The following is a 25,839-nucleotide window of genomic DNA, read 5'->3' as shown; positions in this document are numbered from 1 at the left end:
CGGATGGGACCCGTACTCGCGGGCGTGCTCCAGCTGCTCGCGCTCATCGCGGCGCTGGCGCTCGCCTACCGCCCCCTCGGCGACCACATGGCCGGGGTCTACTCCACCGACCGGCACTGGCGGGTGGAGAAGTGGCTCTACAAGGGCATCGGCGCCAACCCGGACGCCGGGATGCGCTGGCCCGCGTATCTGCGCGGAGTGCTCGCCTTCTCGGTCGTCGGGGTGCTGTTCCTGTATCTGCTCCAGCGGCTGCAGGGCGTCCTGCCCGGCTCGCTGGGCTTCGCCTCCGTCGACCCGGACCAGGCGTTCAACACGGCCGCGTCGTTCGTGACGAACACCAACTGGCAGTCGTACTACGGCGAACAGACCATGGGGCATGTGGTGCAGGTCGCCGGTCTGGCCGTGCAGAACTTCGTCTCCGCGGCCGTCGGCATGGCGGTGGCCGTCGCCCTCGTACGGGGCTTCGCCCGCTCGCGGACCGGTGAACTGGGCAACTTCTGGGCCGACATGGTCCGCGGTGTCACCCGCGTCCTGCTGCCGCTGTCGGTGATCGCGGCCGTCGTGCTCCTCGCGTGCGGCGCGATCCAGAACTTCTCCGGGATCCACGAGGTCGGCCAGTTCATGGGCGGCTCGCAGCAGTGGAACGGCGGCGCCGTCGCCTCGACGGAGGCCATCAAGGAGATCGGCACCAACGGCGGCGGCGTTTTCAACGCCAACTCCGCGCACCCGTTCGAGAACCCGACCCCGTTCACCAACCTCTTCGAGATCTTTCTGCTCCTGGTGATCCCGTTCTCGCTGACGCGGACCTTCGGGGTCATGGTCGGCAACGTGCGGCAGGGCTACGCGATCCTCGCCACCATGGCCACCATCTGGGTCGGGTTCGTGGCGCTGATGATGTGGACCGAGTTCGCGCACCACGGCCCGGCTTTCGAGATCGCGGGCGGGGCGACGGAGGGCAAGGAGGTCCGCTTCGGCGTCGGCGCCTCGTCGATCTTCGCGGTGTCGACCACCCTCACCTCGACCGGCGCGGTCGACTCCTTCCACTCCTCCTACACCGGTCTCGGCGGCGGCATCACCATGCTCGGCATGATGCTCGGCGAGATCGCGCCCGGCGGCACCGGTTCCGGCCTCTACGGCATGCTGATCATGGCGGTCATCGCGGTGTTCATCGCCGGACTGATGGTCGGCCGGACGCCCGAGTACCTGGGCAAGAAGATCGGCATCCGTGAGATCAAGCTCGCCGCCTGCTACCTCCTCATCACCCCGGCGCTGGTCCTCGTCCTCACCGCCACCGCCATGGCCCTGCACACCCCCGGCCACTCGATGACGAACTCCGGGGCCCACGGATTCTCCGAGATCCTGTACGCCTACACGTCCGCGTCCAACAACAACGGCTCGGCCTTCGCCGGGCTGAACGCCGACACACCGTGGTTCAACAGCACGCTCGGCATCGCGATGCTGCTCGGACGGTTCCTGCCGATGATCTTCGTGCTGGCCCTCGCCGGGTCGCTCGCGGAGCAGCGCCCGGTGCCGGTCACAGCGGGCACGCTGCGGACCGAGAAGCCGCTGTTCACCGGGTTGCTGGTGGGCGCGATCCTGATCATCACCGGCCTCACCTACTTCCCGGCGCTGGCGCTGGGCCCGCTCGCCGAGGGGCTGGCGGCATGACAACCGACGTGACGAAGCAAGAGGACTCGATGTCCGCAGCCACCCCGGCCCGGGCGCCGCACAGCGACCCGCCCACCGGTCAGAAACCCGCCGAAGGCCGTGTCGGCGCGGGCCTGTTCGACGCCAAACAGCTCGTGAAGTCCCTGCCGGACGCGTTCCGCAAGCTCGACCCACGGGTGATGATCAAGTCACCGGTCATGTTCGTCGTGCTCGTCGGGTCCGTCCTGACGACGCTCTTCTCCTTCCGGGACCCGGGCGACCCGTTCGGGTGGACGATCAGTGCCTGGCTCTGGCTGACCGTGATCTTCGCCAACCTGGCGGAGGCGGTCGCCGAAGGGCGCGGCAAGGCGCAGGCCGACACCCTGCGCAGGGCCAAGACCGACACCGTGGCGCGGCGCCTCGACGGCTCCGCCGAGGAACGCGTCCCCGGCACCGAGCTGCGCGTCGGCGACCTCGTCGTCTGTGAGGCCGGCGACATCATCCCCGGCGACGGTGACGTCGTCGAGGGCGTCGCGTCCGTCGACGAGTCGGCGATCACCGGTGAGTCGGCGCCCGTCATCCGCGAGTCCGGCGGCGACCGGTCCGCCGTCACCGGGGGCACGAAGGTCCTCTCCGACCGCGTCGTCATCAAGATCACGACGAAGCCGGGAGAGACCTTCATCGACCGGATGATCAACCTGGTCGAGGGCGCGGCCCGGCAGAAGACACCGAACGAGATCGCGCTCAACATCCTGCTCGCGTCGCTGACCATCGTGTTCCTGCTCGCGGTGGCGACCCTGCCGCCGTTCGCGGACTACGCGGGCACCCATCTGACCCTGGTCGTCCTGGTCGCCCTCCTGGTCTGTCTGATCCCGACCACCATCGGGGCCCTGCTGTCGGCCATCGGCATCGCGGGCATGGACCGCCTGGTCCAGCGGAACGTCCTCGCCATGTCCGGGCGGGCCGTGGAGGCCGCCGGTGACGTGTCGACCCTCCTGCTGGACAAGACGGGCACGATCACCCTCGGCAACCGCCGGGCGTCGGAGTTCCTGTCGGTGGGCGGTACGACCGAGGCCGAGGTCGCGGACGCCGCCCAGCTCTCCTCGCTGGCCGACGAGACCCCAGAGGGCCGCTCCGTCGTCGTACTCGCCAAGGAGAGGTACGGGCTGCGGGAGCGGCACCAGGGGGAGCTGACGGGTGCCGGGTGGATCGAGTTCACCGCGCAGACCCGGATGTCGGGCGTGGACGTCGACGGGCGCAGGATCCGTAAGGGCGCGGCCGGTTCGGTCGTCGCCTGGGTGCGGGAGCAGGGCGGCACCGTCGCCGAGGACGCCGAGGCACTCGCGAACCGGATCTCCGAGGCGGGCGGTACGCCGCTGCTGGTGGCGGTCGACGACGTGGACGGGGCCCGCGTACTGGGCGTCATCCACCTCAAGGACGTCGTCAAGGACGGCATGCGGGAGCGGTTCGAGGAACTGCGGCGCATGGGCATCAGAACCGTCATGATCACGGGCGACAACCCGCTGACCGCCAGGGCGATCGCCGAGGAGGCGGGCGTCGACGACTTCCTCGCCGAGGCCACCCCCGAGGACAAGATGGCTCTCATCAAGCGGGAGCAGGCCGGCGGCAAGCTCGTCGCGATGACCGGCGACGGCACGAACGACGCGCCCGCGCTCGCCCAGGCGGACGTCGGCGTCGCCATGAACACCGGCACCTCGGCCGCCAAGGAGGCCGGGAACATGGTGGATCTCGACTCCGACCCCACCAAGCTCATCGAGATCGTCGAGATCGGCAAGCAACTCCTGATCACCCGGGGCGCGTTGACGACGTTCTCCATCGCCAACGACGTGGCCAAGTACTTCGCGATCATCCCGGCGCTGTTCGCGGCGGTCCATCCGGGCCTGGACAGGCTGAACATCATGCGGCTGTCCTCGCCGGACTCCGCCATCCTCTCCGCCGTCGTCTTCAACGCGCTGATCATCATCGCGCTGGTGCCGCTCGCGCTGCGGGGCGTGCGGTACCGGCCGGTGAGCGCGGACCGGCTGCTCCGGCGCAACCTCGGGATCTACGGCCTCGGCGGACTGATCGCCCCGTTCATCGGCATCAAGCTCATCGACCTGTTCATCGCCCTCGCCCCCGGGCTGTAGCCCTGGTAGCCCTACGAAAGCGTGTTGATCGACCATGAACAACTCGGTATCGAACACGGCCCGGTTGCTGGGGGCGGCCCTGCGCGCACTGCTCGTACTGACCCTGGTGACCGGCGTCCTCTACCCGCTCGCCGTCACCGGCGTCGCCCAGGCCCTGTTCAGCGGCAAGGCGAACGGCTCGGAGATCGAGGCGGACGGCGAGGTCGTCGGCTCGTCGCTGATCGGGCAGTCGTACGACCTGCCGCTGAAGAAGGGCCAGGAGACCCCCGAGCCCGACCTGAAGTGGTTCCAGGGCCGACCGCGCAACGGCCTCGGCACCAACAGCGTCAACACCCGGTACAAGCTGATCCTCTCCGGCGCGACCAACCGCTCCGGTGACAACGCCGAGCTGATCCGGTGGGTGAAGGACGCCAAGGCCGCCGTCGTCAAGGACAACTCGGTGACCGGCTACACGGTCAGGGCGTCCGAGGTGCCCGCCGACGCGGTGACATCCTCCGGCTCCGGCCTGGACCCGGACATCTCCCCGCAGTACGCGGAGATCCAGGTCCACCGGGTCGCCGAGAGGAACGGCCTCTCGGCGACCCGGGTGGAGAAGCTGGTCAAGGACCACACCGAGGGCCGCACCCTCGGTTTCATCGGAGAGCCCCGGGTGAACGTCCTGGAGCTCAACATCGCGCTCAGGGAACTCGTGGCCGGGAGCTGACGGCTTTTGGGAGGGAGCGGTGATCAAGGCTGATGCGTGACGCTCACCCGCACGGTCATCGTGCCCTTGTTGTCCTCGGAACAGGAGCCGGCGGCGTCGTTCATGCCCAGGTGCAGGGTGCCGTCCCCGGCAGCCCGGAAGGTGAGCTTCCGGCCGACGGAGTGGACGGGGAAGTCCCGCTCGCCCACGAGGTGCGCCAGCAGGGTGCCGAACGGGGCCGCGGGCTTGACCTTGCAGTCCTTCGCCCCGTCCAGCAACCGGTCGGTGTCGGCGTCGTAACCGGCCGGCCCGGTCATGGGCATGTTCCGGTGGTCGGCGGTCCACTCGCCCGAGAGGAACCGCACGGTGACCTTGTCTCCCTGCTGGACGGAGACTCCGCTCACCGGCTGCCAACCGGTCGCCGACTCGACGGTCCGGCCGGCGGTCGTCGTCTTCGGGTCCGCCTTGAGCGGCAGTACCCCGCCGAGGAAGAGGCCGCCCACGACGCCCGCCGCGAGGACGGCCGTACCGGCCAGTGCCCACAGCACTCGCCGCGGACCCGCCGGACGGGACGGCTGCCCGGGGCACGGCCTGAGTGACGTGGTGTGCGACGCCGTCGGCACGGTCCCACCGGCCGGGACGAGCCGCCCCGGGCCGCTGGTCACCGTGTCCGCGTCGGCCACCGGCGCCGACGGCCGCAGCACGCGCTCGGTCGCCGACGGCAGCGGCCCGGCGTCCGCCTCTCCCGCCGCGACCCGCCGCAGCGCGGCACGCGTACCGGCCGCCGAGGGGCGCTCGTCCGGGGACTTGCGCAGCAGCGCCTCGACCACCGGACGCAGCGGGCCGAGCCGGTCCGGCAGGACGGGGGCCTCGTACGCCACCGCGTGCAGCGTCGCGGGCCGCGCCGGTCTGCGGAACGGGGACTGCCCGCCGCAGACCGTGGCGAGGGTCGCGCCCAGCGACCACAGGTCGGAGGCCGGACCGACCTCCGCTCCCATCACCCGCTCCGGCGCCATGAACTCCAGCGAACCGACCAGTTCACCGGTGGTCGTCAGGAACTCGCCGTCGTCCAGGGCCGCGATGCCGAAGTCGGTGAGGACGGCGTCGCCGCCCGGGCGCAGCAGGACGTTGGCGGGCTTGACGTCGCGATGCAGGGTGCCGGCGGCGTGCACGGCCTCCAGCGCGTCGAGCAGTTGCAGACCGAAGGTGGCCGCGTGCCGCGGTGCGAGCGGCCCGGTCTCGGCGATCCGGTGCGCCAGCGAGGGGCCCTCGACGAGTTCCATGACGATCCACAGCCGGTCCTCGGCCTCGACCAGGTCGTGGATGCCGACCGCGTGCGGGTGCGGCACCCGGGCGACCGCGCGCGCCTCACGGATGGCGCGGCGCACACGGATGCGCTGCTCCTCGTCGCCGTGGGGCAGGATGTGCAGTTCCTTGACGGCGACCGGACGGTCCAGCAGCTGGTCCCGGGCACGCCAGACGGTGCCCATGCCGCCCCTGCCGAGCACGCCGTGGAGCAGATACCGACCGGCGATCAGCCGTTCCGAGCCGCGTCCCGCGTGTGTCGCCGCCTGGTGATCGCCATCTCCGGATATCACGAGCTCTCTCACGTTTCCTTCTCGGCGGACTGGGCGCCCACCAGCCGTCGTTCGTTCGAACAGATCATCGATCCGAACGGGGCCGAGCATAGCGGAGCACCTCGTGATGGCAGGTCGTCAACTACCGTGCGCGGGACGGAGTTTGACGGGGACTGCCGACGAGGCGTTCCCCGGGGACTGGACGCCTTCCGCGCCCAGCGCCTCGTGCCCGACCACCGCACCCCGCCCACCCCGCCCACGCCACCCACCCCGCCCACGCCACCCCGCCCACGCCACCCACCCCGCCCACGCCGCCCCGCCCCCGAGCGCCGGCCAAGGACCTCGCGGGTGCATCAGGTGGCCGCAGCCGAGCGTCGAGTCGAGCCCGAGCCGAGCAGGGACTCAGATGGATGCCTGTTCGCTGCGGCCGGCGTCGTGCTGAAGCAGGAAGACGAGCAACTCGGCGACGGTGAGGCCGGCTTCGGCCGGGTGCCGGAGGATGGTCTCCGACTTGATGTGGTAGGCGTTGGCTCTGCCCTCACGGGTGTGGGCGAGATAGCCGTCGGCCTCCAGGTCGGCGATGATCTTCTGCACGGCTCGCTCGGTGAGCCGGCAGCCCGCCGCGATGTCGCGGATGCGGGTGGAGTGGTTGCCCGCGATGGCCGCCAGCACGCGGGCGTGGTTGGTGAGAAACGTCCAGCCGCTGTGCGGCTCAGGCACTTGTCCCATACGACCTAGGGTACGACACGTCATTCGCGCATTTCAAAGCCTGAATTGCATTTCCGGTATCTATTGACGTGCAATGGTGGGACGGAGGACTCTGAGGGAGAGCCCGTGCGACGGTGTGGAGGCGGCCATGCAACAGCTACGGATCCGGCACCGTGCCGACAACACCGCGGACACAGCGGCGGCCGATGGGTCACCACTCCCGTGGGCGGCCCCGCCGTCCGAGCCGGTGGTCTGCACGTCGGCGCGGGACGGCAATGTGACCGTCGAGCTCTGCGGCGAGTTGGACGTGGTCAGCGAGCGACCGCTGAGGCGAGCCTTGAAGGACGCCGTCAGCCGGTCCGTGGACCACGTGGAGCTGGACCTGAGCCGGGTCACGTTCTGCGACTGCTCCGGGCTGAACGCACTGCTGGCCGCGCGGCGGCACGCGGTGGGACACGGCAAGACCCTCACCGTGCGGGCGGTCAGCCCAGCGGCGAAGACACTCCTGGTCAATACGGATACGTGGCCGCTGTTCGCGGTCACCCGGCCGACGGGGGACGCCCTGAGCGAGGACGAGGAAAAACTGCAGACGGAGGTCACCCAGCTGCGCCGTGCCATGCGCACGCGCCCGGCCATCGACCAGGCCACCGGCATCCTGATGGCCACGTTCTCGCTCAGCCCGGAGGACGCCTGGACCGTGCTGGTCGCGGTCTCCCAGAACACCAACACCAAGCTGCATCGCATCGCCGACGTGGTCCTGACGACCGTGCACGGTGAACCACTGCCCGACGCGATGCGCATCCAGCTGGCCGCGGCGGTGGGCGCGCTCCGCGACGGCGACGCCGCTTCCGGCTGACGCGTATCCCGACGGCCTGTACGCCTTACGCCTTACCCCTTACCCCTCCTTACCCCTTGCCCCTTTGTACGCCTCACCTCTTCCCGGCTGGCTGATCGGCCCGTATCCGCCGACGGGCACCCGCCGCGACCGCGGCCAGACCCGCGCCCGCCGCGGTCGTGGCGGCGGTGGCGACCGGGTGGCGGGCGAGGGCGGCCTGCCAGGAGCGGGCGTGGGAGATGTCGTCGAACGTGCCGTGGGCGCCGTGGTCGGTGCCCGCCGCGGCGTCGAGCGGGGCATGGAGGTTGTCGGGGCCGGGCTCGGCGGGATCGTCGGTCTGCTGGGCGTCGAATCCGGTGCGGGCCAGGTAGCGGTCGAGCAGGGCAGGCGCGAGCCGGTTGGCCCACACGGTGGCCAGGGTGGTGGCCCCGACGTAGTACTGCTTGCGCCCGGGGTGGTCGGCGGCATGCAGGACACCCCGCGCGGCCACCTCGGGCTGGTAGATCGGCGGTACGGGCCGGGGGCGGCGTGGGAGCCGGGAGCGGACCCAGGAGAACTGGGGCGTGTTGACGGCGGGCAGCTGGGCGACGGTGATGTGTACGCGGCTGCCCCGGTGGAGCAGTTCGACCCGCACCGAGGACGTGAAGCCGTTGATGGCGTGCTTGGCTCCGCAGTACGCGGACTGGAGCGGGATGGCACGCTCACCGAGGGCCGAGCCGACCTGGACGACGGTGCCCCGGTCGCGGGGGAGCATCCGCCGCAGGGCGGCCCGGGTGCCGTTGACGAAGCCGAGGTAGGTCACCTCGGTCACCCGCCCGTACTCCTCGGGCGTGATCCGGTCGAAGGGCGCGAACACGCTGGTGAACGCGGAGTTGATCCATACGTCGATGGGGCCGAACGCCTCCTCGGCGGCATCGGCGGCGCGCTCCACCTGCCGCCCGTCGGCGGTGTCCGCCACCTGTACGAGGGCCTGGCCGCCCAGCCTCCGCACCTCCTTGGCCGCTGCCTCGAGTCCCGCCCGGCCCCGGGCGATCAGGACGACCTGGGCGCCGCGCCGGGCGTAGAGCAGGGCCGCGGCCCGGCCGATCCCGGCGCTCGCTCCGGTGATGACGACGGTCTCGGTCATGGTCATTTCCTCCGGAAAGGCCGAGCACGCCCGGCGTCGCTGTCCACCCGTTCCACGACGGGCCGGTCCGTCACCGTCACCGCCGGCCCGCGTGGTGGCGGTGCGGCAGGAACTCCTGGACCTTGGCCTTGAAGCCCTGGCGCACCATGGCGGCGCGGTCGCTGTCGCCCTTGAGGACGGAGGCCGCGGCGGCCTCGATCTGGTCCAGGGTGGCGTGCGGCGGGATGGGCGGTACGGCCGGGTCGGTCACGAAGTCCAGCACACACGGCCGGTCGGCGGCGAGCGCGCTCTCCCAGGCACCCAGCACCTCGTCCGGCTTCTCTACCCGTACGCCGGCCAGGCCGAGGGAGCGGGCGAAGTCGGCGTAGGCGACGTCGGGGATCGACTGCGAGGGCAGGAACTGCGGGGCGCCCGACATGGCCCGCATCTCCCAGGTGACCTGGTTGAGGTCCTGGTTGTTGAGGACGGCGACGATCAGCCGCGGATCGTCCCAGTCCTGCCAGTACTTGGCGACGGTGATCAGCTCGGCCATGCCGTTCATCTGCATCGCCCCGTCACCCACCAGGGCGATCGCCGGCCGGTCGCCGTGCGCGAACTTGGCGCCGATGGCGTACGGCACGCCCGGCCCCATGGTCGCCAGGGTGCCCGACAGCGAGCCGCGCATGTCGCCGCGCAGCGTCAGATGACGGGCGTACCAGTTCGCGGCCGAACCGGAGTCGGCGGCCAGGATCACGTTGTCCGGCAGCAGACCGCTGAGGGCGTGGGCGACGTACTCCGGGTTGATCGGATCGGCGTCGACGGCGGCCCGCCGTTCCATGACCTCCGCCCAGCGCGCCACATTGCCCTCGATCCGCTCGCGCCAGGCCGGGTCCCCGTTCGGTTCCAGCAGCGGCAGCAGCCGGCGCAGTGTCGTGGCGGCGTCGCCGACGAGGTTGACCTCGAAGGGATAGCGCAGCCCCACCATGTGCGGGTCGATGTCGATCTGCACGGCCCGCGCCTCGCCGAACTCGGGCAGGAACTGCGTGTAGGGGAAGGACGAACCGACGACGAGCAGGGTGTCGCAGTCCCGCATCATCTCGTACGACGGCCGGGTGCCCAGCAGGCCGATGGAGCCGGTGACGAAGGGCAGGTCGTCGTCGAGGGCGTCCTTGCCGAGGAGTGCCTTGGCCACGCCCGCACCCAGCCGGTCGGCGACCTCCGTCACCTCCGCCCGGGCGCCCCGCGCGCCCTGACCGATCAACATGGCGGTCTTTTTACCGGAGTTGAGAACGTCGGCGGCCCGCCGCAGGTCGTCGTCGCCCGGAACCGGCGCGTAGTGCGACAGGCCGAGGCTGGAGGGGACCATCTTGAAGGCGTGCTCGGGCGGGGAGTAGTCGAGTTCCTGGACGTCGGCCGGGATGATCACGGCGGTCACCGAGCGGCGTGCCAGCGCGGTGCGAAAGGCCCGGTCGAGGACGTTCGGGAGCTGCTCGGGGACGGTGACCATCTCGCAGAAGTCCGAGGCGACGTCCTTGTACAGGCTCAGCAGGTCGACCTCCTGCTGGTACGAGCCGCCCATGGCGCTGCGGTTGGTCTGCCCGACGATCGCGACGACCGGCACATGGTCGAGCTTCGCGTCGTACAGGCCGTTGAGGAGGTGGATGGCGCCGGGGCCGGAGGTCGCGGCGCAGACGCCGACCCGGCCGGAGAACTTGGCGTAGCCGACGGCCTCGAAGGCGGACATCTCCTCGTGGCGCGACTGGATGAACCGGGGCTGGTTCTCCGCCCGGCCCCAGGCCGAGAGGAGACCGTTGATGCCGTCCCCGGGGTAGGCGAAGACATGGTCCACGCCCCATTCGCGCAACCGCCGCAGGACGTGATCGGAGACCTTCGTGGACATGTTCAGAACCTTTCCTGAGTGGGGCGGGCACGGCTGTTCGGCCGATGCGTCAAGTGCCGCGCGGCGCGGAGTCCGACGGCGGTCGTGAGGGCGGCGGCGCCGACCAAGGCCGTCCACCGGGCCGCGCGTGAGGGGACCTCGGGGCGCCGGACCAGGCGCTCGGGGCGTCCGCCGGGCAGCGGGCCGTCGAGTCCGAGGGCCAGTGCCTCGGCCAGGTGCACGGCCTGTCGGCCGGTGCCGCCCTGTTCGATCTGGGTACGGCAGCTGAAGCCGTCGGCCAGCACCAGCCGGTCGCGGGCCGCCGCGCGGACGGCGGGCAGGACGCCGAGTTCCCCGACGGCCATCGACACCTCGTGGTGCCCGTGTGTGTATCCGAAGTCGCCGGCCAGCCCGCAGCAGCCCTCGTCGAGGACGTCGGCGTCGAGGTGGGCGCGGCGCATGAGTTCGCGGTCGGCGTCGAACTTCAGGACCGCGTGCTGGTGGCAGTGCGTCTGCACCGTGGCGTTCCGGTCCAGCCGGGGTGGCCGCCATGTCTCGGGGGTGTGCTCGACGAGATGCTCGGCGAGGGTGCGGACCTGCCGCGCGAGCCGCGCCACGTCCTCGTCGCCGTTGCCGTTGCCGTCACTGTCACTGTCACTGTCACTGTCGCCGTCGCCGTCGCCGGAGAGGAGTTCGGGGGCGTCGGAGCGGAGGACGGCGGTGCAGGACGGTTCCAGGCCGATGACCGGGGTGCCCGCGTCCAGGTAGGGACGCAGGACGCGCAGGGTACGGCGCAGAACCCTCTTGGCGACGGCCAGTTGTCCGGTGGAGATCCACGTCAGCCCGCAGCACACGGGCGCCTCGGGCACGGCGACCTTGAAGCCGGCGTCCTTGAGGACCCGTACGGCCGAGATCGCCACCGACGGGTGGAAGTAGCTGCTGAAGGTGTCCGGCCACAGCACGACGGTGGCCGGATCCGCCGGGTCCGGCTGTCCCCTTCCATGAGCACGCCACCACCGTGGGAAGGATTCCCCGGCGAACAGCGGGGCCGTCCGCGCGCCGTCCACTCCGGCCAGCCGCTTGCCCACCCGGGCGAGCCCGGGGGCGTGCAGCACGCTGTTGACCCATCCCGGCGCGACCTGGGACAACCGGGCCCACACAGGCAGCCGGCCCATCGAGTAGTGCGCGGCCGGACGGGGCCGCCCGGCGTAGTGGTGGGCGAGGAACTCCGCCTTGTACGTGGCCATGTCGACGCCCGTCGGGCACTCCGACTTGCAGCCCTTGCAGGCCAGGCACAGATCGAGCGCGTCGCGCACCTCGGTCGAGCGCCAGCCGTCGCCGACCGCCGAGTCGGGGTGCCCGTCGAGCATCTCGAACAGCAGCCGGGCCCGGCCCCGGGTGGAGTGCTCCTCCTCCCGCGTGGCCCGGTACGAGGGGCACATCACCCCGCCCCGCTCAGTACGGCAGTTGCCGATCCCCACGCAGCGCAGCACCGCGCGGCTGAAGGAGTGCTCGTCCTTCGGGTAGCCGAAGTGGGTGCCGGAGGTGGCGGGACGCCAGGCGGGGCCGAGCCGGAGCTGTCCGTCGACCGGGTTCGGGCCGACGATCTTGCCCGGGTTCATCCGGTCGTCCGGGTCGAACAGGGCTTTCAGCTCGCCGAACGCGGTCACCAGCCGCTCGCCGAACATCCGGGTCAGCAGTTCGCCCCGCGCCTGCCCGTCACCGTGCTCGCCGGACAGCGAGCCGCCGTGGGAGGCCACGAGGTCCGCGGCCCGCTCCAGGAAGCGGCGGAAGTCCGCCACGCCGTCGGCGGTCCGCATCCCGAAGGGGATACGGGTGTGCACACACCCCTGCCCGAAGTGGCCGTACAGGGAGGGACGGCCGTAGCCGAACTCGGCGAACAGACCCTTCAGATCGCGCAGATAGTCGCCCAGCCGCTCGGGCGGCACGGCAGAGTCCTCCCAGCCCTCCCAGGTGTCCCGGCCGTCCGGCGGACGCGCGGTCACACCGAGACCCGCCTCCCGGGCCCAGAGCATCCGCTGCTCGCGGCCGGGGTCGTCCGAGAACGCGACGGCGGGGTCCTGCGTGGTGCGGCCGAGCGCGTTCAGCAGCGCGTGGGCCTGCTCGTCCACGTCCTCCTGGCTGTCACCGGCGAACTGCAGCAGCAGCCAGCTCTCCCCCGCGGGCAGCGTGCTGAGCGAGTCGAGGTGCACATGCTCCTCCCGCATCAGCTGGGCCATCCGCCCGTCCAGCGCCTCCAACTGGCTGGGCGAACAGTGCTCCAGCAGGCGAGGCACGTCGTCGGCGGCCCGGCAGATGTCGCCGTAGCCGAGGACCAGCAGCGACTGGAACGGGGAGAGGGGGACGAGGTCCAGTTCGGCGCGCAGGACGGTCACCAGGGTGCCCTCGCTGCCGACCAGGGCCTTGGCGAGGTCGAAGCCGTTCTCCGGGAGCAGCGAGTCGAGGTTGTAGCCGGAGACCCGGCGCGGGATCTTCGGGTAGCCGCGCCGGATGTCCCCGAGGTACTCGGCGACGATCCGGTCCAGCCCGTCGTAGATCTCGGCCCGGCGCCCACCCTCGGCGGCGATCCCGGCTCGCTCGGCCCGGGAGGCGGGGCCCACCCACATGCGGGTCCCGTCGTAGGTCAGGACCTCCAGCCGGCGCACGTTGTCCACCGTCTTGCCGTACGCCTGCGCGGAGGCGCCGCACGAGTTGTTGCCGATCATGCCGCCGAGCGCGCAGTGGCTGTGCGTGGACGGCTTGGGGCCGAACTGGAGGGAGTGGCCGGACAGCCGCCGGTTCAGCTCGTCCAGGACGATTCCGGGTTCCACGACACAGGTCCGGGCGCCGGCGTCGACGGAGACCAGGGCGTGGCAGTACTTGGTCCAGTCGATGACGACGGCCGTGTTGGTCGCCTGCCCGGCGAGACTGGTGCCGCCGCCCCGCGACAGGAGGGGTGCGCCGAAGCGCGTACACACGTGAACGGCACGCGCCCCGGCCTCCACACTCCGGGGCACGACGACCCCGAGCGGCAGCTGCCGGTAGTTGGAGCCGTCGGTGGCGTACGCGCCCCTGCTGCCGCGATCGAAGCGGACCTCGGCGTCGGCCTCCTCACGCAGGGCCGCCGCCAGGCCGGTCACGTCGACTTCGGCCGCGCGTTCCGTCGGCGCGGTGCTCACCAAGGGCCTCCCATGGAGTGCGGCTGACCGTGTCCGCGCCCCGGGTACCCCCGCATCGCGCGGGTAAATGTTCGCCGGCCGGAAGCGCGCCCCGGGGCGCGGCGAGGCTCCTGGCGCGGGCCGTGTGCAGGTGGGTGCGGGGCGGGTACCCGGCGGCCGTGAAGCGGTGAACGGCACCGCCGCGACCATGGGAGCGACAGATGCCTCAGCATGTACGCGACATCATGACCGGGTCCCCCGTGACCGTCGGACCACAGGCGTCCGTCACCGCGGTCGCCCGGCTCATGAGGGACCAGGACATCGGCGCGGTCCTGGTGACGGACCACGACCACCTGCGTGGTCTGGTGAGCGACCGCGACCTCGTCGTCCGCGCGCTCGCGGAGGGCGCGGACCCAGGCCAGACGACCGTGGCCCAGGTGTGCAGCGCCGAACTCGTCACCGTCGGCGCCGACGAAGAACTCGGCCGCGCGGTACAGGTGATGCGCGAGCACGCCGTACGCCGCCTGCCCGTCGTCGACGGCGACACGCCGGTCGGCATCGTCGCACTCGGCGACCTGGCCATGGAACGCGATCCCGAATCGGCGCTCGGGGACATCAGCGCGGCACGGTCGAACAAGTAGTCGAATAGGTGGGGTTCACCCTCCGGCGCACCGGGCCCGACGCGCGGGTGCGCCCGTCGGCCGGGGCTACGGCCGACGGGCGCACTTTCCGAGCGAGCTGTCCTGGCTGTCCGTGCCGGCTGTCCGTCCGGGCTGTCGGTCCGGGCGGTCCGGCGGCGGGCCCTGCCTCCTCAGTCCTTGCCGCGTCCCGTCAACGTGTCCCTGAGACGGTCGACCATGCCCGCGCCGGGGGCCAGCAACTTGTTGGCCGGCGGGGTGTCCGGGGCCGACGGGTGCGGTCGGGTCGGCGCGGTCTTCTTCGCCCGGCGGACCTTGTCGCCCAGCTTCATCAGGACGTCCCCGGAGGCCATGTTCCGCAGCCGGGGGAAAAGGGTGTCCTCCTCGTCGCGGACATGCGCGCGGATCTCCGTCATCAGCTCGCCGACGAGCCGGTCGAAGCGTGGGTCGTCGGCGTCCACGGCTTCGAGTTCCTTCATCGTCCGTTCGGCCTCGGCGTGGTCCTCGATCTCCTTGTCCGCGACGCTGTCACCGTCCGACAGGAACTCCCGCACAGCCGGGTAGAGGTACTCCTCCTCGGCCACCGAGTGCCTCACCAGCTCGATCACGGCCTGCTCGGCGTACACCTCGCGCTGCCTGTCCCCCGGAGCCAGTGCCTCGATCCGTCCGAACAGCTCCTCGACCTCGCGGTGATCGGTGGTCAGCTCCGCGATGACATCTCCACCATGTCCCATGGGGCGTATCTCCTTCCCGTGACGACCGGAACAGTCCTGTGGCGGCCGGAATGCGATGAACGTGTATCCCTGGCCCCATGGGCGCAAACAGTGCGTGGGTGGTCGGCGCGCGCGTCACGCCCACCGTGTGTCTCTCGCCGCCCATCGGGCACTCGGCGGACAACGGGGACGAACGACAACGGGGACGAACGACAACGGGGACGAACGACAACGGGGACGAACGACAACGGGGACGAGGAAGGAGGAAGACGTGCGGCTGTCATTCCTGGAACCGCTCTTCGACCGCCCGGGACCGTGGGCCACCGTGTACTTCGGCCCGGCGCGGAACGACGAGTCGGGTGCCAAGCAGCACGAACTGTCCGTACGCGAGGCCTGCCGGACGCTGGAGCGGGAAAGCGCCGACCGCGCGACCACGGAAGCGGTACGTGACGCGCTCACGCGGATCCGGCCTGTGGAGGACCCGGCGGGCCGAGTGGTCTTCGCCGCCCGCGGCGAGGTGGTGCTCAGCCACCGGCTGTCCCGCCCACCGCAGCGCCTGATCACCTGCTGGGGCCCGCTGCCCCGCCTGACGCCGCTGCTGGAACTGTCGGGCCAGGACCCGGTCTGCATCGTGGCGTACATCGACCGGACCGGCGCCGACTTCCAGCTCCGTGGGGCGGTCGGCCCGCAGACCGCGGGGCAGGTCGAGGGGAAACGGTATCCCGTTCACCGCACGACGTCGTCGGACTGGTCCGAGCGGCACTTCCAGCTCAAGGTGGAGAACACCTGGGAGCGCAACGCCGGCGAGATCGCCGAGGCGCTCAGCAGGGCGTACGAGGAACTCGGCGCCGACCTGGTGGTGCTGGTCGGAGACCTCCGCGAGCGCCCGGCCGTACACGAGAAGCTCCCGGCGGCCCTCCGTGAGGTCACCGTGGAGACCGAGCACGGCGGTCGCGCGGCCGGCTCCTCCTCCCCCGCCCTGGAAGAGGCCATCGAGCATGCCCGGCAGGCGTACACCCGCCGTCGTATCGACGAGGCACTCGACCGTTTCCGCGCCGGACGCGTGGGCGGCGACCGGCCCACCGACGCGGTGGAAGGCATCCCGGCCCTGGTGGAGGCGGCACGCGAACACCGCATCGGCACCCTGCTCGTCCGTCCCGGCGGACGAGAACTCGGCCGGGAGACGTGGGTGGGCGCCCGACCCGATCAGGTGGCGGTGCGCCGGACCGACGCGCAGACCCTCGGCGAGAGCGATCCGGCCCCGGTACGCGCGGACGACGCGCTGCTGCGCGCTGCCGCCGCCACAGCCGCCGACGTGCTGGTCGTCCCTCCGCCGGACCCCTCGGACCCCTCGGACCCCTCGGACTCCTCGGACCCGTCGGACCCGTCGGACCCGTCACCTCCGTCGGACGAGACCAACTGGGACATCCCGACAGGGGGCATGGGAGCCCTGCTGCGCTGGACCTACGAACCGGCCCCGGCGTAACAGCGGCCCCGGCCCCACCCGACAACTCGCGGAGGCGCACATGGACGCGTCGGTGGATCGGATCGCGCGGCCATGGGGCGGCCGTACCCCTTACGGCCGCCACGAGCCGTGGCCCGTCCGCGTGGACACCTTCCTGGCGGCCGGCGTCGACCCGGCGGCGGTGCGGCGCTGGGTGCAGACCGCGTCGGTCCTGCACTCGGACGGGGACGCGATGGACATCGCGGTCGTGGACGGGCGCATGGCGGGCGTCCGGGGCCGCGCGGGGGACCGGGTCAACCATGGCCGACTGGGCCCGAAGGACCTCTTCGGCTGGCAGGCGAACGCCTCCGCGGACCGGCTGACGAGGCCGCTGGTCCGCGAAGGCGGGCGCCTCGTGGAGTGCGACTGGGCCACCGCGACGGAGCGGATCGCGGCCCGCTCCCGGGAGCTGCTGGACGAGCGCGGTCCGGGGTCGATCGGCTTCTACACCACGGGCCAGCTGTTCCTGGAGGAGTACTACACACTCGCGGTGCTGGCCCGGGCCGGGATCGGCACCAGCCACCTGGATGGCAACACCCGGCTGTGCACCGCCACCGCCGCCGAGGCGCTGAAGGAGTCCTTCGGCTGCGACGGGCAGCCCGGCAGTTACGACGACCTCGACCACGCCGACGCGATCGCGCTGTTCGGACACAACATCGCCGAGACCCAGCCCGTGCAGTGGATGCGGATCCTCGACCGGCTGGAAGGCGCCGACCAGCCCCGCATCGTGTGCGTCGACCCCCGCCCCACACCGGTGGCCCGCCGGGCGACCGTCCACCTGGCGCCGCGCCCCGGCACGAACCTCGCGCTGCTCAACGCCCTCCTCCACGAGATCATCCGCACCGACCGCGTCGACCACGACTACATCGAGGCCCACACCGTCGGCTTCGAGGAGCTGGCGACCCGGGTGAAGGACTCCACCCCCGAGTGGGCGGCCGGCATCTGCGACGTACCGGCCGCTCTCCTCCGCGAGGCCGCCGAGATCCTCGGCACGGCCGAGCGGCTGCTGTCCACGGTGCTGCAAGGGGTCTACCAGTCCCACCAGGCCACGGCCGCCGCCGTACAGGTCAACAACCTGCACCTGATCCGCGGCATGCTCGGGCGGCCGGGCGCCGGCGTCCTGCAGATGAACGGGCAGCCCACCGCTCAGAACACCCGCGAGTGCGGCGCCGACGGCGACCTGCCCGGCTTCCGGAACTGGCAGAACGACAGCCATGTCGCCGACCTGGCGAAGGTCTGGAACGTCGACCCGAGCACGATCCCGCACTACGCCCCGCCCACCCACGCCATGCAGATGTTCCGCTACGCCGAGCAGGGCTCGATCCGCATGCTCTGGATCAGCGGCACCAACCCCGCGGTCTCCCTGCCCGAGCTGTCCCGCATCCGCTCGATCCTCGCCCAGGACCGCCTCTTCGTCGTCGTACAGGACCTGTTCCTCACCGAGACCGCCCAGCTGGCCGACGTGGTGCTGCCCGCCGCCACCTGGGGTGAGAAGACGGGTACGTTCACCAACGCCGACCGCACGGTCCATCTGTCCGACCAGGCCGTCGACCCGCCCGGCGAGGCGAAACCGGACCTGGAGATCTTCCTCGACTACGCGGCCCGCATGGACTTCCGCGACAAGGACGGCGGCCCGCTGATCACCTGGCACGACCCGGAGTCCGCGTTCGAGGCGTGGAAACGGTGCAGCGCGGGCCGCCCCTGCGACTACACCGGCCTCACCTACGACCGGCTGCGCGGCGGCAGCGGCATCCAGTGGCCCTGCACCGAACAGTCCCCGGACGGCACGGAACGCCTCTACACCGATGGCATCACCTGGGCCCACCCGGACCTCTGCGAGAGCTACGGCAAGGACCTGATCACCGGCGCGACGGACGACGTCGTCGAGTACCGCTCCCTCAACCCCGACGGCAAGGCCGTGATCAAGGCAGCCGGATACCTGCCGCCCCACGAGGCACCCGACGACGACCACCCGTTCCAGCTGACGACCGGCCGCACCCTCTACCACTTCCACACCCGTACGAAGACCGCGCGGGCACCCCAGCTCAACGCCGCCGCCCCCGACGTCTGGGTCGAGGCCTCCGCCTCCGACGCGGCAGCCCTCGGACTCGACGAAGGGGACCTGGTGGAGGTGACCACCCCGCGCGGCGCCATGCGCGGCCGGCTGCGCGTGACCGACATTCGCCCGGGACTGCTGTTCGTGCCCTTCCACTACGGCTACTGGGACACCGAGGCCGGCCACGGCCCCGACGGCGACACACCCGGCCGCGCCGCGAACGAGACGACGACCACCGACTGGGACCCGGCCTCCAAGCAGCCCCTGTTCAAGACGGCCGCGGCCGTCTTGCGCCGGGTGGAGCGGGGCGACGGCCGATACGCCCCGGCGCCGACCACCACCGCATCCGCCCCCGCCCGCGCAGACGCCGCACCGGCCACCACGGGCGGCCCCTCCGCCCTCGCCACCGAGTCGCCTGAGTCGCCCGACGCGACCGGGGACAGCCGAAGCCACGGGGAGGACGCCCGATGAACGGCATCGATCTCGTCCTCCGCGCCCTCCACCACGGCGAGAGCCGCCTGGCCGACGAGCTGACGGCCGTGGCCGACCGCCACCGTGCCGACCACGAGGTCCACCACGTCGCCACCGACCTCGCCCACTGGTCCCACGAACACACCCGGCGCCTGGCCGACACCGCCCACGACCGGGGCCTGAACCTCGACGATCGCCCGGCGCCCCTCGACGATCCGCCGGAGCCCGCCCCGCTGCTCCTCCTGTACGACCTGCGGGACCTCCACCTCCGGGCCGCGCGGAACTCGCTCCACTGGGAGATGCTCGCGCAGGTCGCACAGGCCACCCGGGACGACGCACTCCTCGCCCTGGCCTCCGCCTGCCACCCACAGACCCTGCGGCAGATGCGCTGGACCAACACCATGATCAAGAACCTCTCGCCCCAGGCGCTGACGAGCCTGTGACGAGGACGGGCCGACGGCCTGCCGGCCGCTCCACGGCGGCGTAACGTCGCGGTAGGGGTGAAGCCCACCACGTCGGGCGGAACGCTGGAGGTCCCTCGTGACCAGCACGGGTGAACCGGCCACCGATATCGACGAGCTGGATACCGCGTTCGCGGAGACGGTGCGCCGGACCGGGGCGTCCATCGGCGCCCTCTATGTGCTCACACCGGACGAACAACTGCTGCGGCTGCACGCGCTGTACGGGGCGCCGGCCGAGTTCGCCGCCCCCTGGGCGAGGGTCCCGCTGGCCGCTCCGGCGCCGATGGCCGACGCGGTCCGCGAGGAACGCGTGGTGTGGGTGGGCAGCCAGGAGGAGATGGCCCACTCCTACCCGCGCACCGCCATGGTCCTTCCCTACCCGCTGGTGCTGGTCGCCGCGCCGGTCGTCGGCGTCCGGCGGTGGGGTGCCCTGCTCCTCATGTGGCCGGCCACCCGACCGCCGTACTCGACCCGGCGGGAGCAGAGCCACATCGTGTCCAGTTGCCGACGGCTGGCCGGGCTGATCGAGGAGGCGGTCCGGTCCGGCAGACCCCCCGGCCGTGGTGACCGGCCCCACGTACTCCCCGTCGCGACCGGCCGCAGGCCCGCGCGTCCGGCGATGGCCGCGGCCGACTTCGTCGAGCGCCTGCCCGGCGGCAGCTGCGCCCTGGACCTGGAAGGACGTGTCACCTACGTCAGCTCCGGGGCCCGCGACCTGCTGGGCATCGACGCCGACCGGCTGTTGGGCACACTGCCGTGGCAGTCCGTGCGCTGGCTCGACGACCCCACCTACGAGGACCGCTACCGTGCCGCGGTGATCAGCCGCGAGCCCGTCTCCTTCGTCGCGTGCCGACCCCCCGACCAGTGGCTGGAGTTCCATCTCTACCCGGACGCCAGCGGCATCAGCGTCCGTATCGTTCCCAGCGGCGCACCGGGCCCGCCCTCCCCGGCGCCCCGCCAACCCGCGCGGACCACCACAGCCGCCCGCGCCGGCCAGCTCTACCAGCTCACGCACCTGGCCGCCGCGCTGACCGAGGTCGTCGGCGTCGAGGACGTCATCGACCTTGTCGCCGACCAGATCATGCCCGCCTTCGAAGCACAGGGCCTGGTCCTGTCCACCGCCGAGGCGGGCCGGCTGCGGATCATCGGGCACCGCGGCTACGACTCCCGCACCATCGACCGCCTCGACGGCCTGCCCCTCGACACCCGCTTCACCCCGGCCGGGCGCGCCCTCAGCAGCGGCATCCCCGCCTTCTTCTCCCACCCGCAGGACATGAAGCGGATCTACCTGGAGGCCCCGCTGATCAGCGGCAAACAGGCCTGGGCCTTCCTGCCATTGATCATTTCCGGCCGGCCCGTCGGCTGCTGCGTCCTGTCCTACGAGAGCCCCCACGAGTTCCCGGCCGAGGAACGCGCCGTCATGACGTCGCTCGCCGGGCTCATCGCCCAGGCTCTCGACCGCGCACGCCTGTACGACACCAAACACGAGCTCTCCCAGGGCCTCCAGCAGGCGCTGCTCCCCCGCACCCTGCCCGCCGTCACCGGGCTGCGGGTCGCCGCCCGCTATCTGCCCGCCACCCGGGGCATGGAGATCGGCGGGGACTTCTACGACCTGATCCGCCTCGGCGACAGCGCGGTCGCGGCCGTCATCGGCGACGTCCAGGGCCACAACGTGGCCGCCGCCGCGCTGATGGGGCAGGTCCGGACCGCTGTCCACGCCCACGCGACCCTCAGTACGCCCCCCGACGAGATCCTCTCCAGAACCAACCGGCTCCTCACCGATCTGAGCCCCGACCTGTTCACCAGCTGCCTGTACGCCCACCTCGACTTCGCCGACGGCCGCGCGACCCTGGCCAGCGCCGGGCACCCGCCGCCCCTGCGACGCCTCCCCGACCACGACACCCGTCCCGTCGACGTCCAGCCAGGACCGCTCCTGGGAATCACCGCCGAGGCCGTCTTCCCGGTGACCGAGATCCCGCTCACCACGGGGGTGATGCTCGCCTTCTACACCGACGGCCTCATCGAAAGACCGGGAATCGACCTGGAGGACTCCATGGCCGACCTCGCCCACCATCTCGCCCGCGCGGACGACCACGACCTGGACCTGCTCATCGATGAGCTGCTGGAGCAGGTCGGCTCCACTTCGCAGCGGCTCGACGACATAGCGCTGCTCGTGCTCCGCACCGAAGCGACCTGACGAGCGAGAGCGAGGCGGAGACGGAGACGGTGGCGGTGGCGGTCGGCGTGCCGTCGCTGCTGCGGGGGGCCGGGTCAGTGCAGGGGCTGTCCGTCGACGACGGCGGCCGGTTCCAGGCCGCGGGTGACGAGGGAGTAGGCGGTCTCGGTGAGGCGTACGCGGCGGCGGATCGCGTAGGCGCTGAGCAGCCGGGCGGCCTCTCCGACGGTGAGCCCGGTGTGCTGGGCGACCATGCCTTTGGCGATCTCCAGGGTGGCTTTGGCGGCGATGACACTCTGCACGCGGGTGATGACGTCGTCGCCGCGGGCGGGTTCGGTCGACCAGTGCATCAGGGCGAGGGTCGCGGAGTCGGCGAGGGCCTGGGCGACATGGACGTCGTCCTCCGGCAGATGTCCCGCCCGCCTGCGCAGCAGGGTGAGGGTGCCCAGGGGGCGGTCGCGCAGGCGCAGCGGGACCGCCTGGAGACAGTCGTACCCGGTTTCGACCATGGCCGTGGCCAGCCTGGGCCAGCGCTCGTACTCGGCGGAGATGTCGAAGACGCTCGCCGGCTCGCCGGTGCGGTAGCACTCCATGCAGGGGCCCTGGCCGTACTGGACCTGCGAGCAGTTCGGCGAAGGCGGCGTCCTCGTCGGTCGCGGCCATCGTCTTCAGGCTGCCCCGGGCGTCGGCGATCATCACGGCCGCCGCGTCGACGTCGAGCAGTTCCTGGCAGGTGTGGACCAGGCGCTGGAAGAGCTGCAGCGGGTCGAATGCCACCGCGTAGGTGTCGGAAAGGGCGACGAACGCCTGCGCCAGCTGTCGCTCGCGGTTCATGCCCGCCTCCCGGACACCGTCATTGCTGCTACCGGCCGTTCAGTCATCGCCCAGGTCCATGACGCGGTCGATGATGTCGCGGGCGACTTGGGTGGAGGTGCGGCCCTGGGCGAAGGCCCGCGCGCGCAGGCGCAGCAGCGCCTCCTCGGCGCTCACTCCCAGCCGTACCATGATCATCCCGGTGGCCTGGTGCACCTCCTCCCGGTCCGCCTCCGCTCCTGCCAGCCACGTTACGACTCCTTCGGGGTGGGGGGAAGCGTGATCAAGGGCGATGACGGCGAGCGTGACGGCGTCGGCGACCAGCAGGGCGGTGCGGATGTGGTCGCCGCTCAGTGATCCGGCCCGTTCGCGGTACAGGTCGAGGGTGCCCAGGGAGTTTCCGGCGCCCGCCAGCGGCAGGGAGAAGGCCGCCTCGGCGCCGGCCTTGGCGGCCTGCATGGCGAACAGGGGCCAGCGGCGGGTGGCCGGGGGGCGGGTCAGGTCGGTGGCGAACACCGGGGCGTGCAGCCGGACGGCTTCCATGCAGGGGCCTTCGCCGAGGGTGTACTGGATTTCCGCCAGCCGCGCGGCGACGCTGTCGCTCGCGCACAGTACGACTCCCATGTCCGAGCCGTCACCGAGGACCGACACGGACAGTCCCGAGGCCGCCGGGAGCAGGGAGATACAGGCGTGGCCCAGCGCGTCGGGCACCTCGGAGGGGGGTGTCCCGCGGACCGCGGAGATGAGTTCGTGGGCGATGCGGGCACGCTCGAATTCCGTCTCCTGCTCGGCGTCCCCGCCGCCCAACACGTCGTCCCCGGCCATGAGCGTCACCTCCCCACGGTCGACCTGAACAAACGAGCGGTACTCGATCTTGGCACAACGGGGAGCCGGAGCGGCCACGGCCGTACCACGCCCCCACGCGGGCGGCCCGGCTGTCGGCGACTGAGCGGTGCCGGGTCCGGCGAGGCGCGACGGCCCCGCCCTGACAGGGAAGCAGTCCTCTTCTCGGCCTCGGTGATCACCGCGCCTCAACTTCTCTCTGCACCGGGCCCGTCACAGCCCGGCTCGTCGGTTCACCCTGTCACCGCCCCGAGTTTCCCCTGGGTGTTGCCGGGAAACGTGGCCGCCCCGAAGGGCGGACGCCGGCTTCTGGATGCGCGGGTGGTTCTCCAGCGCCCATCGCACGGTCTTCGGCGGGCGCCCGAGCAGGGTTTCCAGCTGGTCGGTCGCGCCGCGGTACCCGCCGCCGCCCATCAGCCGGGTCAGGGTCTTCAGATGCTCGGCGGTGTGCGGAAACGCGGCCAGGGCCGTGTCCACGTAGGTCTCGTTCCAGGTTTCGACGTCTTCGGGAACGTAGGTGACCGGGCGTCCCAGTACGGCCGTGTAGTCCTCCGCGAACCCGTGCATGTCCTTCAGTTCCGGGCCGTTGAGGTCGTAGGACTTCGAGAGGTGCGGCGCCGGGTCGAGCAGGATCTTCACGCACAGCTCCGCCACGTCGTGACCCGCGATGGGCGCGAGCGGGTGGTCGCCGAAGGGCAGGCGCAGTTCACCGCGGCTCAGCGGCTCCAGCGCCAGCCAGGTCATCAGGGGGTTCTCGACGAACATGGCCCCCCGGATGTTGACGGTCGGGAGGCCGGACCAGTCGAGCACCTGCTCGGCGATCCAGTGGGCCCGTTGCTGCGGCGACCAGTTCGCGACGAGTCCACCGAGCCACGCACGCCGCTCCTCCTCCGGTGCGGTCATCTTGTCGAACGTCATGAACGACTGCTCGTACTCGGAGATGTTGACGAAGACCTCGATGTCGCCCTGGGCCCGCGCCGCCGCGGCCATCAGGCTGACGGCGTCGGTGTAGTACGGCGACAGGCTCATGCTGAAGTAGATGCGCCGGACGCCCTTCAGCGCGGCGCTCACGTCGGCGATGGTGAGCAGGTCACCGACGAAGACCTCGGCCCCGGCCTGGCGGAGCGAGTGCGCGCGTTGGTCGTCCTGGCGCACGAACGCGCGCACCGGGTGCCCTTGTCCGAGCAGCATGTCGACCATCGTTCGGCTCACACCACCGATTTCACCGGCGGCACCGGTGATCAGGATGGGGTTGCGCTCGGGCATCAAGGTGTCCTCTGTCTGGTGGGGGCAGGTCAGCTGTTCGCAAAGCGCAGGGGGTGCGTGCGCGTCAGCCGGCCAGGCGGTTGATCTTGCGGATCTGCTTGTCGAAGGCCTGGGCCGGTACGAGGCGGCGCAGTGTGCTGACCCGTCCGGCCGTGGGGCCTGCGGTGTAGCGCAGCTTCGGCTTCGCGTCGGTCGCTGCCGCGACGATCGCCTTGGCGACGACGGCGGGGGCGTCGCCGTCCCTGACCGCCTCCGCCAGCACGCCGTCGACGATGTGCCGCTGCTTCTCGTAGGCACGCAGGGGCATGTCGGGCTTCGCGCTGTTCGCCTCGAATCCGGTCCTGGTGTAGGCGGGTTCCACGAGAAGCGACCGGACGCCGTGCTCACGGACCTCGTGGTCCAGGGATTCCGAGTAGCCCTCGATCGCATGCTTGGACGCGGCGTAGACGGCCATGTAGGGCTGGGGCATGAACCCGAGTACGGACGAGATGTTGATGATGCGTCCGCGTCCCTGACCGCGCATGTACGGGAGGACCTCCGTCACCATGCGCATGACGCCGAAGACGTTGGTGTCGAAGACGCTCTGGGCCTGCGCGACGGAGGTTTCCTCGGCCGCGCCCATCGAGCCGACGCCGGCGTTGTTGACCAGGACGTCGATCCGTCCGAACCGTTCGATCACCTCCTGGACCGCGGCGGTCACCGAGGTGTCACTGGCCACGTCGAGGTCGATGAACGTCACACCGCTGACCGGGGTGACGCGCGAGGTGTCGCGGCTTGTGCCGACCACGTCGAAACCCGCCGCGACCAGCGCGAGCGCGGTTTCTTCGCCGATGCCGCAGGACGCGCCCGTCACGAGTGCGGTCGGTCGGTATGTGGTCATCGCGGACCTCCTGGGCTCATCGAGAAACCGATCGGTTTCCATCAGCGTAAACCGATCGGTTTCCGGGCGCAAGTCCGAGTGGGGAACGGTGCGGAGGGGGAGCCGTAGCGTCGTCCGTGCCTGCGCGCGGCTGCTCTCGGCGCACCCCGAGGCGCTCGAAGGGGTCCGGGGCGGCCGGACGAGGCGCTGGGCAGGCGTGTGTCGATCCGGGGCGCGCATTGGGCGCCGGGCCCGTTCGAAAGCGTGAAGCGCGAGAACGCGAGAACGCGAGAACGCGAGA

General features: G+C 71.4%; 19 protein-coding genes and 1 pseudogene. 9 read left to right on the top strand and 11 right to left on the bottom strand.

Annotated elements, in window-relative coordinates; genetic code table 11:
- Positions 1 to 3 precede the first annotated feature (3 nt).
- Genes kdpA through I8N67_RS07105 form a run of 3 tightly spaced genes read left to right on the top strand, consistent with a single transcriptional unit; the run spans position 4 to position 4,497 of the window.
- Entirely contained in the window at positions 4 to 1,668 is a 1,665-nt protein-coding gene (gene kdpA / locus I8N67_RS07115; RefSeq protein WP_200301732.1) for a potassium-transporting ATPase subunit KdpA, read from the top strand.
- The gene (kdpB, locus tag I8N67_RS07110; protein WP_200301731.1) at positions 1,665 to 3,794 is read left to right on the top strand and encodes a potassium-transporting ATPase subunit KdpB; all 2,130 of its coding nucleotides are present in this window, start codon (positions 1,665 to 1,667) and stop codon (positions 3,792 to 3,794) included. The genes kdpA and kdpB overlap by 4 nt, the downstream gene beginning before the upstream one ends.
- Positions 3,795 to 3,828: 34 nt before the next feature.
- Positions 3,829 to 4,497 carry a potassium-transporting ATPase subunit C gene (locus tag I8N67_RS07105; RefSeq protein WP_200301730.1) on the top strand — a complete coding sequence of 223 codons (669 nt, stop codon included), beginning with the start codon at positions 3,829 to 3,831 and terminating at the stop codon, positions 4,495 to 4,497.
- Between the two features lie 23 nt (positions 4,498 to 4,520).
- Here the strand turns inward: I8N67_RS07105 and I8N67_RS07100 are convergent, their stop codons facing one another.
- Together I8N67_RS07100 and I8N67_RS07095 are read right to left on the bottom strand one after the other, a co-directional pair.
- Positions 4,521 to 6,086, bottom strand: a complete 1,566-nt coding sequence (locus I8N67_RS07100; RefSeq protein ID WP_200301729.1) for a serine/threonine-protein kinase — start codon at positions 6,084 to 6,086, stop codon at positions 4,521 to 4,523.
- 369 nt (positions 6,087 to 6,455) lie between these two features.
- The gene (locus tag I8N67_RS07095; RefSeq protein WP_200301728.1) at positions 6,456 to 6,782 is read right to left on the bottom strand and encodes a MarR family transcriptional regulator; all 327 of its coding nucleotides are present in this window, start codon (positions 6,780 to 6,782) and stop codon (positions 6,456 to 6,458) included.
- Between the two features lie 127 nt (positions 6,783 to 6,909).
- Here I8N67_RS07095 and I8N67_RS07090 point away from each other — a divergent pair, with 127 nt between their 5' ends.
- On the top strand, positions 6,910 to 7,617 hold the full coding sequence (locus tag I8N67_RS07090) for an ANTAR domain-containing protein (RefSeq protein ID WP_200301727.1): 708 nt from the start codon (positions 6,910 to 6,912) through the stop codon (positions 7,615 to 7,617).
- Positions 7,618 to 7,690: 73 nt separating this feature from the next.
- On the opposite strand, the gene I8N67_RS07085 is transcribed toward I8N67_RS07090, so the two are convergent.
- The 3 genes from I8N67_RS07085 to I8N67_RS07075 form a co-directional block, all read right to left on the bottom strand.
- Positions 7,691 to 8,722, bottom strand: coding sequence for an SDR family oxidoreductase (locus I8N67_RS07085; protein ID WP_200301726.1), 1,032 nt, complete (start codon positions 8,720 to 8,722; stop codon positions 7,691 to 7,693).
- Positions 8,723 to 8,798: 76 nt separating this feature from the next.
- On the bottom strand, positions 8,799 to 10,601 hold the full coding sequence (locus I8N67_RS07080; protein WP_200301725.1) for a thiamine pyrophosphate-requiring protein: 1,803 nt from the start codon (positions 10,599 to 10,601) through the stop codon (positions 8,799 to 8,801).
- A gap of 2 nt (positions 10,602 to 10,603) precedes the next feature.
- Positions 10,604 to 13,762 (bottom strand): FAD-binding and (Fe-S)-binding domain-containing protein, encoded by a 3,159-nt coding sequence (locus tag I8N67_RS07075; protein WP_372443655.1) that lies wholly within the window; start codon positions 13,760 to 13,762, stop codon positions 10,604 to 10,606.
- A 197-nt stretch (positions 13,763 to 13,959) separates the two neighbouring features.
- Between I8N67_RS07075 and I8N67_RS07070 the strand changes: the two genes are divergently transcribed.
- Entirely contained in the window at positions 13,960 to 14,379 is a 420-nt protein-coding gene (locus I8N67_RS07070; protein WP_200301724.1) for a CBS domain-containing protein, read from the top strand.
- A gap of 170 nt (positions 14,380 to 14,549) precedes the next feature.
- Here I8N67_RS07070 and I8N67_RS07065 read toward each other — a convergent pair whose 3' ends face one another.
- On the bottom strand, positions 14,550 to 15,110 hold the full coding sequence (locus I8N67_RS07065) for a hemerythrin domain-containing protein (protein WP_200301723.1): 561 nt from the start codon (positions 15,108 to 15,110) through the stop codon (positions 14,550 to 14,552).
- Positions 15,111 to 15,360: 250 nt separating this feature from the next.
- Here I8N67_RS07065 and I8N67_RS07060 point away from each other — a divergent pair, with 250 nt between their 5' ends.
- The 4 genes from I8N67_RS07060 (at position 15,361) to I8N67_RS07045 (ending at position 21,778) form a co-directional block, all read left to right on the top strand.
- A complete protein-coding gene (locus I8N67_RS07060) occupies positions 15,361 to 16,575 on the top strand; it encodes a baeRF2 domain-containing protein (RefSeq protein WP_200301722.1) in 1,215 nt (404 codons plus the stop codon).
- A gap of 40 nt (positions 16,576 to 16,615) precedes the next feature.
- Positions 16,616 to 19,120 carry a molybdopterin oxidoreductase family protein gene (locus I8N67_RS07055; protein ID WP_200301721.1) on the top strand — a complete coding sequence of 835 codons (2,505 nt, stop codon included), beginning with the start codon at positions 16,616 to 16,618 and terminating at the stop codon, positions 19,118 to 19,120.
- On the top strand, positions 19,117 to 19,563 hold the full coding sequence (locus I8N67_RS07050; protein ID WP_200301720.1) for a hypothetical protein: 447 nt from the start codon (positions 19,117 to 19,119) through the stop codon (positions 19,561 to 19,563). Before I8N67_RS07055 ends, I8N67_RS07050 begins: the two co-directional genes overlap by 4 nt.
- Positions 19,564 to 19,660: 97 nt before the next feature.
- Positions 19,661 to 21,778 carry a SpoIIE family protein phosphatase gene (locus I8N67_RS07045; protein ID WP_200301719.1) on the top strand — a complete coding sequence of 706 codons (2,118 nt, stop codon included), beginning with the start codon at positions 19,661 to 19,663 and terminating at the stop codon, positions 21,776 to 21,778.
- A 74-nt stretch (positions 21,779 to 21,852) separates the two neighbouring features.
- Here the strand turns inward: I8N67_RS07045 and I8N67_RS43760 are convergent, their stop codons facing one another.
- The 5 genes and pseudogenes from I8N67_RS43760 to I8N67_RS07025 form a co-directional block, all read right to left on the bottom strand.
- Positions 21,853 to 22,107 carry an ANTAR domain-containing protein gene (locus I8N67_RS43760; protein ID WP_267912681.1) on the bottom strand — a complete coding sequence of 85 codons (255 nt, stop codon included), beginning with the start codon at positions 22,105 to 22,107 and terminating at the stop codon, positions 21,853 to 21,855.
- Between the two features lie 12 nt (positions 22,108 to 22,119).
- A pseudogene (locus I8N67_RS43755) lies at positions 22,120 to 22,374 on the bottom strand (GAF domain-containing protein); the annotation flags it as partial.
- 256 nt (positions 22,375 to 22,630) lie between these two features.
- A complete protein-coding gene (locus I8N67_RS07035) occupies positions 22,631 to 23,395 on the bottom strand; it encodes a GAF and ANTAR domain-containing protein (RefSeq protein WP_200301717.1) in 765 nt (254 codons plus the stop codon).
- 231 nt (positions 23,396 to 23,626) lie between these two features.
- Positions 23,627 to 24,679, bottom strand: coding sequence for an NmrA family NAD(P)-binding protein (locus I8N67_RS07030; RefSeq protein ID WP_234045251.1), 1,053 nt, complete (start codon positions 24,677 to 24,679; stop codon positions 23,627 to 23,629).
- A gap of 64 nt (positions 24,680 to 24,743) precedes the next feature.
- Positions 24,744 to 25,559 carry an oxidoreductase gene (locus I8N67_RS07025; protein ID WP_200301716.1) on the bottom strand — a complete coding sequence of 272 codons (816 nt, stop codon included), beginning with the start codon at positions 25,557 to 25,559 and terminating at the stop codon, positions 24,744 to 24,746.
- Positions 25,560 to 25,839: the final 280 nt, after the last annotated feature.

Source organism: Streptomyces adelaidensis, assembly GCF_016598475.1.
GTDB classification, from domain to species: Bacteria; Actinomycetota; Actinomycetes; order Streptomycetales; family Streptomycetaceae; genus Streptomyces; species Streptomyces adelaidensis.
The sequence above is the reverse complement of the archived record's forward strand: the minus strand, read 5'-3'. Positions and strand labels throughout refer to the sequence as shown.